7 protein-coding genes are annotated in these 5,731 nt (G+C 45.9%); 6 read left to right on the forward strand and 1 reads right to left on the reverse strand.

Features of this window, described 5'->3' with window-relative positions:
• A partial coding sequence (locus tag AC5V8P_RS22705) for a Ger(x)C family spore germination protein (RefSeq protein WP_495473888.1) occupies positions 1-1,183 on the forward strand: 1,183 nt, incomplete at its 5' end.
• Between the two features lie 27 nt (positions 1,184-1,210).
• The gene (locus tag AC5V8P_RS22710) at positions 1,211-2,323 is read left to right on the forward strand and encodes a GerAB/ArcD/ProY family transporter (RefSeq protein ID WP_064797709.1); all 1,113 of its coding nucleotides are present in this window, start codon (positions 1,211-1,213) and stop codon (positions 2,321-2,323) included.
• A 72-nt stretch (positions 2,324-2,395) separates the two neighbouring features.
• On the opposite strand, the gene AC5V8P_RS22715 is transcribed toward AC5V8P_RS22710, so the two are convergent.
• Complete coding sequence (locus AC5V8P_RS22715; RefSeq protein WP_064797710.1) at positions 2,396-2,716, reverse strand: YczF family membrane protein; 321 nt, start codon at positions 2,714-2,716, stop codon at positions 2,396-2,398.
• Between the two features lie 187 nt (positions 2,717-2,903).
• Between AC5V8P_RS22715 and AC5V8P_RS22720 the strand changes: the two genes are divergently transcribed.
• From AC5V8P_RS22720 to AC5V8P_RS22735, 4 genes are all read left to right on the forward strand, one after another.
• Positions 2,904-3,299, forward strand: coding sequence for a Fur family transcriptional regulator (locus tag AC5V8P_RS22720; protein ID WP_013373543.1), 396 nt, complete (start codon positions 2,904-2,906; stop codon positions 3,297-3,299).
• A complete protein-coding gene (locus AC5V8P_RS22725; protein WP_064797711.1) occupies positions 3,275-4,114 on the forward strand; it encodes a winged helix-turn-helix domain-containing protein in 840 nt (279 codons plus the stop codon). The genes AC5V8P_RS22720 and AC5V8P_RS22725 overlap by 25 nt, the downstream gene beginning before the upstream one ends.
• A gap of 142 nt (positions 4,115-4,256) precedes the next feature.
• Positions 4,257-4,670: a BlaI/MecI/CopY family transcriptional regulator gene (locus AC5V8P_RS22730; RefSeq protein WP_064797712.1), complete on the forward strand. Its 414-nt coding sequence runs from the start codon at positions 4,257-4,259 to the stop codon at positions 4,668-4,670.
• A gap of 3 nt (positions 4,671-4,673) precedes the next feature.
• Positions 4,674-5,534: a M56 family metallopeptidase gene (locus AC5V8P_RS22735; protein WP_064797713.1), complete on the forward strand. Its 861-nt coding sequence runs from the start codon at positions 4,674-4,676 to the stop codon at positions 5,532-5,534.
• Positions 5,535-5,731: the final 197 nt, after the last annotated feature.

Raw genomic sequence — 5,731 nt, forward strand, 5'->3', positions numbered from 1 at the left:
GCTGTGTTGGGTCTTGCTACTGTTCACTCCATTGTTATCCGGTTGCTGGGATTCTGTGGAGTTGAACCAAAGAGCAGTAGTATCGGCTATAAGTATTGATTCAGATGGGGAGTCGGATTATGAGGTTTCCCTGCAGGTGATCGTGGCAGATGAAATCGCTGGGGCCAAAGCGAGAGGAGATACCCCAGTCGTTTTGTATCGGGAAAGGGGGGGGAGTCTGTTTCAAGCGCTCCGCAGAGCCTCACAAAGGGTTCCACGGGTCATTTCTTTGGCGCATACCAAACTGGTCGTTATTGGTGAAAAGCTGGCGCGGGCTGGAATCGGCGATACGATAGATTTTCTGGAAAGGTCTACAGAAATCCGACTGCCGGTGAAAATGCTGGTGGCACGTGGTAATACTGGGAAGGATGTACTGGCAACCATGACCGCGATCGGCCGTATTCCTGCCAATGACATTTCAGGAAAGCTGGAAGCATCGGAGCGTTTGTATGCCGGGGATTACGCGGTGACTATCGACGATGTCATTCGCAGCCTGTCTCATAAGGGTGGCGGTCCTGTGCTGACGGGCATAGGGGTCAATGGGAACTTGGAGCAGGCCCCAAGCAAGAGCAATGTGGACAATATTTTACCGAAAGCTATTGTTCATATTAACGGAATGGGGGTGTTCAAAAAGGATCGGCTTGTCCGTTGGTTGGACGATGACCAGGCCATTGGACTGTCTATGATCAACAACAAGGTGAAAAGTGCCGAAACAACACTGAGCTGTGGTAAGAATAGGGAAACCATTGGCATCGAAACCTTGTTTTCTGCAACCAATATACACACTCGGATGGAGCAAGGAGAGCCTATTTTTGTGATTAGCTTAAAACAGACCGGGGCAGTACAGGAGGCTGAGTGCTCGATTAACTTACAGAGTCCGGAGGAGATGAAAAGACTGCAGGAGCAATGGTCAGAGGAGACGAAAAAAGTGATCACTTCAACAGTCAGGGACATTCAGCGTACCCGCAGCGATGTAATAGGCTTTGGCCTCGCGCTGGAGAGGAGCCATCCCCAACAATGGAAGAAGCTTTCTCCCGATTGGAGCCGTTATTTTGCGGAAAGTACCGTTCGTATTCAAGTGACTTCTATACTGAAACACACTCAGTCGCGGACTAACCCATATTCCAAGGGGGAACCAGACTAGTGAAAAATAGAACGAGGAGGGAAGGTTATGAAAAAAAAGGTACAGATAGGTGCAAAAGAGATGATCTCTCTTATGGTGTTGTTTGAGATGGGCACATCTATGATGTCTATTCCCGGAAGGAATGCGGGCAAGGATGCATGGATCGCCATCCTTATTTCCACGGTTTTGGGAGCAATGCTTTTTGTGTGCTATGGCAGCCTTCACCGACGCTTTCCCAACTTGCTCATGACACAGTACTGCAGAGCTCTTTTGGGCAAGAAAGCAGGGAGCGTGCTTGCTTTTATATATATCGTGTTTTTTCTTTACGGCGGAGCACGGGATCTTCGGGACACGGGGATCCTGATTGCCGACCGGACACTTCAGCATACGCCGTTGACAGTCATTTGTGCCTTAATGATTGGACTTGTCATGTATGTGATGTATTTGGGAATTGAGGTTGCAGGCCGGACGGCCATCATCATGTTGATTTTGCTACTGCTGCTGGGCCTGGCTACGAATATATTAATTTTGTTGGCAGGCATTGTAGATATGGGCAATATGTTGCCCATAGCAGAGCATGGCTGGCAGCCGATATGGCAAGTTGTTTATTCGCAAGCCGTGATGCTACCGTACGGCGAGATGGTTACGTTTGCGATGATTCTCCCCACATTAAAAAAGAACTATCGTGCCAACGGGGTAGGGGTCTCTGCTATATTGTTCGGAGGGTTGCTCCTGTCTATGGTTACACTGTCCAATGTGCTTGCACTGGGAGAGGATGTGTTCAAACGGGCGACTTACCCGCTACTGTCGATGATCAGCAAGGTCGAAATATCTGATTTTATCGATAGAATCGATGTCATCGGCGTGATGAGCGTTATTATTTTTGATTTTTTTAAAATTTTCATCTTCTATTATGCCGCGGTTAAAGCCGCAGAAGATGTAATGAGAATACCTTACCACAAATTGATCCTGCCATTTGGTCTGATCATGTTAGTCTCTTGTGTATTGATGGCATTGAACTATCAAGATCACCTTCAAACAGGCGAGTTAGTACTAAAATGGCTGTTTCCGATATTTGCCGTATTTTTTCCTATCTTGTTGCTAATCGTGTCGTGGCTGAGAAAGACCCGGAATAAAAAAGGAGAGGAAAATGTCTCTTGAGTCATCGTCTTGCCGACAAAAAAACATCGGTGGATCATCGGAGACCTTTTTAAAGTGGCCTTGTTCTTTCATTTATTGCTTGTTTACGTTATCCCTTGTTTGTTCTTTCTGCTGGCTCTCTTGCGAAGAAGCAGAGGAAGTAGTAGAAACTTTGAGGAAACGTGACCATTGTGAGAATAGGAAGCGAAATACGTTTCCTATTGGCTTTTTTCCCACATATATAAAGAACACGATAAGCATTCCGGCCAGAACAACATATTCCGATGGTCGCATCGTGCGAAAAGCCAATGAAATAGGCTCCCAAGGATGACGCGCACCGAAAAGCCATTTTATCGATATGCTTGTTCCGAGCATGAGCAGCATGAAAAGCGTAAATATCCACAATATCTTCATAAAATATCCCTCCGATTATAAACAAGCTAAGCATGTACTCCTGTATACATTGTGTTACAAAGTGGCTCGATTTATCCGATACCATTGACTTGAAATAAATTAAGATTTATACTTATTCTAAATTAATTTTTAATATGATTATAAGCTTAGAATAAATATAATCTGTACTGGTTAAGGGAGATGCGATATGAGAACTTTAAATTTAACTTCGCAGCGCCAAGCAGTGTATGATGTGGTCCGTGAAGCCCACGATCACCCTACTGCTGCCGATGTTATGAATCGGTTGATGGAGCGCGGATATAATTTGGCCTATGGAACGGTCTATAATTCACTACGTTATTTAACGGATAAAGAATTAATCCGTGAGTTGAAACTCGGGGAAGCCGCTAGTCGTTATGACGGCCGGATGGACGATCATCAGCATATTATTTGTCAGGTATGTGGACGGGTAGATGAAGTGATGAGTGAAGTCCCACACGATTGGATTGATACGGTTGCGCATGAAACGGGATATACCATTGCCCATGCCCATGTCGTATTCGGAGGAGTGTGTAAGGAATGCCAAAGCAAGCGAATCAAGTAACGAATCGCATTAAGGTTGCTGACATGCCTAGACGCGTGAAGGGCAGTTGGACATCGCTGCTGTCTGCCCCGTCTACAACTGCGGTGCAGACCGTCCCTTCTAATGAACCCCTGTATTGTCCGACTACACGCCGCATCATTTTGATCAGTTCCGTACCGGGTGTAGTTCACGGTGTGGTGCGTACGTTGTCAGATGCGTGTTTTGACGTGCTGGTCTTCCATCGCTGGGAGCCTGAAGTACAACGTCATTTGGGGAGCGATCTCTTGATTTACGATTTGACCGCCACCGATCCACGGAGTGAATTGCTGAATATCCGCCATGACCTTGAGCATGAGTATATGAAGGACACGCCAGTCATGTATGTGGTTCAGGATCGGATGTCTGTGCATGCGAGTGAGCTGCTTCCTTCGGAAGAGGTGCTGATATGGCCGCTGGCATCCAGCCAAATGGTGCATGATATTGAACGGATGATAGTGCGTCATCCGGTGGTTTCCCGTCAGGCAGCGCAAACCAGCCGTCGTACAGTGTTCAAGGACATCTGGATTGACCGTGATAAAATGTTGGTATATAAGGAAGAGAATCCATTGAATCTGACCAAAACAGAATACGATTTACTGTTGAAGCTGATAGATGCTCAAGGAAAAGTGATCTCCCGGGAGCAGATGATGCATGATATCTGGGAAACCGATTTTGTTGGCGGCAGCAATGTTGTGGATGTGCATGTCAAAAGCTTGCGCAAAAAGCTGGACGATCGGCCTGCAGAGCCCGAATATATTGCTACCGTAAGAGGTGTAGGATACAGATTGGCAGATTAAACGAAGGTTATGAATATTGATGAATTTCCGCCGGATGTAGACCATTCGGCGGTTTGTATATAGTCTCTGAAGCTGACACCAGGTGTGATGGTTGACTTTATCAGGATATATACACTACAATCAGTAGTGTGAGGTGCTTCTTATGAAACGACTGAATTTTAAAGCTGGCGAAACCGGGCTTAACCGATTTTTCGGACCGCTGGAAGCCAAAATCATGGATATTTTATGGTCCACTTCGGATCGGAGTATCAAAGAAGTGCAGACCGCATTGGAGGGGGATCGGGACTTTAACTTCAATACGGTGATGACGGTGATGAACCGTTTAGTGGAAAAGGGGATTTTGAGTAAAAGTATACGTGGCAGAACGTCCTTATACCGTCCTGTTTTAAGCAGGGAAGAGTTTATGGATGAGCAATCCAAAGAACTGAGTCACGAGTTGGTAGATGAATTTGGTCCGCTTGCTGTCAATCATATGATTGATGCTCTGGAGGTAGCGGATCCGGTTCTGATCGAACGTTTGGAACAAAAAATTAAACAATGGAAAAAGGATATGTAGACGATGTGGAAAACACGTTCTAAATTACTGTTTACAGCAGGCGCCTTGATTTCGAGTTTCGCCCTTGTACAAATGGGCATGTATGCCGGGCAGCATGTTTTCGGCTGGAAATTGAATTTTAACGTGTTTCAAATTTGCAGAAGTTTGTTGCAGCACTACGGAATCGGCTACATGGTGGATGCACTCAGCGGGCTAGTTTTGGTTACCTTCGGTATCGCCGGAGGAGAAGCGGTCAGACAGTGTATGGCTACCAGGGCGGCTTTCCGTAAATTGCACCGAATGCGTGATCTGCCGCTGACCGAAGAACTGGGTGAACGATATCGTGAACTCGGGACCGACCGGATTTGGGTCATTGATTATGCCAAACCTGCTGCCTTCACTATGGGATTATGGAAGCCACGCATTGTATTGTCCTCTGCGTTGTTGTCGGTACTCGACAAGCATGAGGAAGAGGCAGTCATATACCATGAAGCGTATCATATGAAGCATTATGATCCATTGAAGACCTGGTTCCTGCAAATGTGTGCTACACAATTGTTTTACTTGCCGGTGCTACGTCATATTACTAGCCAATACAAGACGGCCCGTGAAATCTTGGCAGATAACGAAGCGATTCAACGAGCCGGTTCACCGGTTGGGATTGGGAGCGCATTGCTCAAGCTTCTGAGTATGACACCTGCGAACGCCCGTCTGGTAAACTCCGCTGCTTGTTCCTCTTTTGCAGAAACGTCCATTAATTATCGGATTTCACGCATTCTTGATCCTCAGCAAGAGCCGATCATTCGAATGCCTTGGCGTTCCATTATGTTTTCAGGCTATGTACTAATTATGCTGACACTTATGTTTACACTGGCATTAATCTAGTTTGGCCAAAAGTTATCTTAAAGGGTGGCGCCTTCTGCGCTGCCGATTCTTCATATGCATTACACTACATATAGTAGTGTAATTCTCTAATCTGTACACAACTTAAAGGAGATGAGCTTATATGAATCAAACGCTTGCGAATATTGGAATATTATTGGTACGAATCTTTACAGGGGTTATTTTTATCGTTCACGGTG

Source organism: Paenibacillus sp. N119s, from assembly GCF_059447605.1.

Excerpts from the sequence above, each read along its gene's own strand:
- AC5V8P_RS22720 (WP_013373543.1), top strand. The coding sequence starts at position 2,904 with ATGAGAACTTTAAATTTAACTTCGCAGCGCCAAGCAGTGTATGATGTG.
- AC5V8P_RS22725 (WP_064797711.1), top strand. The coding sequence starts at position 3,275 with ATGCCAAAGCAAGCGAATCAAGTAACGAATCGCATTAAGGTTGCTGAC.
- AC5V8P_RS22735 (WP_064797713.1), top strand. The coding sequence starts at position 4,674 with ATGTGGAAAACACGTTCTAAATTACTGTTTACAGCAGGCGCCTTGATT.
- AC5V8P_RS22730 (WP_064797712.1), top strand. The coding sequence starts at position 4,257 with ATGAAACGACTGAATTTTAAAGCTGGCGAAACCGGGCTTAACCGATTT.
- AC5V8P_RS22715 (WP_064797710.1), bottom strand. The coding sequence starts at position 2,716 with ATGAAGATATTGTGGATATTTACGCTTTTCATGCTGCTCATGCTCGGA.
- AC5V8P_RS22710 (WP_064797709.1), top strand. The coding sequence starts at position 1,211 with ATGAAAAAAAAGGTACAGATAGGTGCAAAAGAGATGATCTCTCTTATG.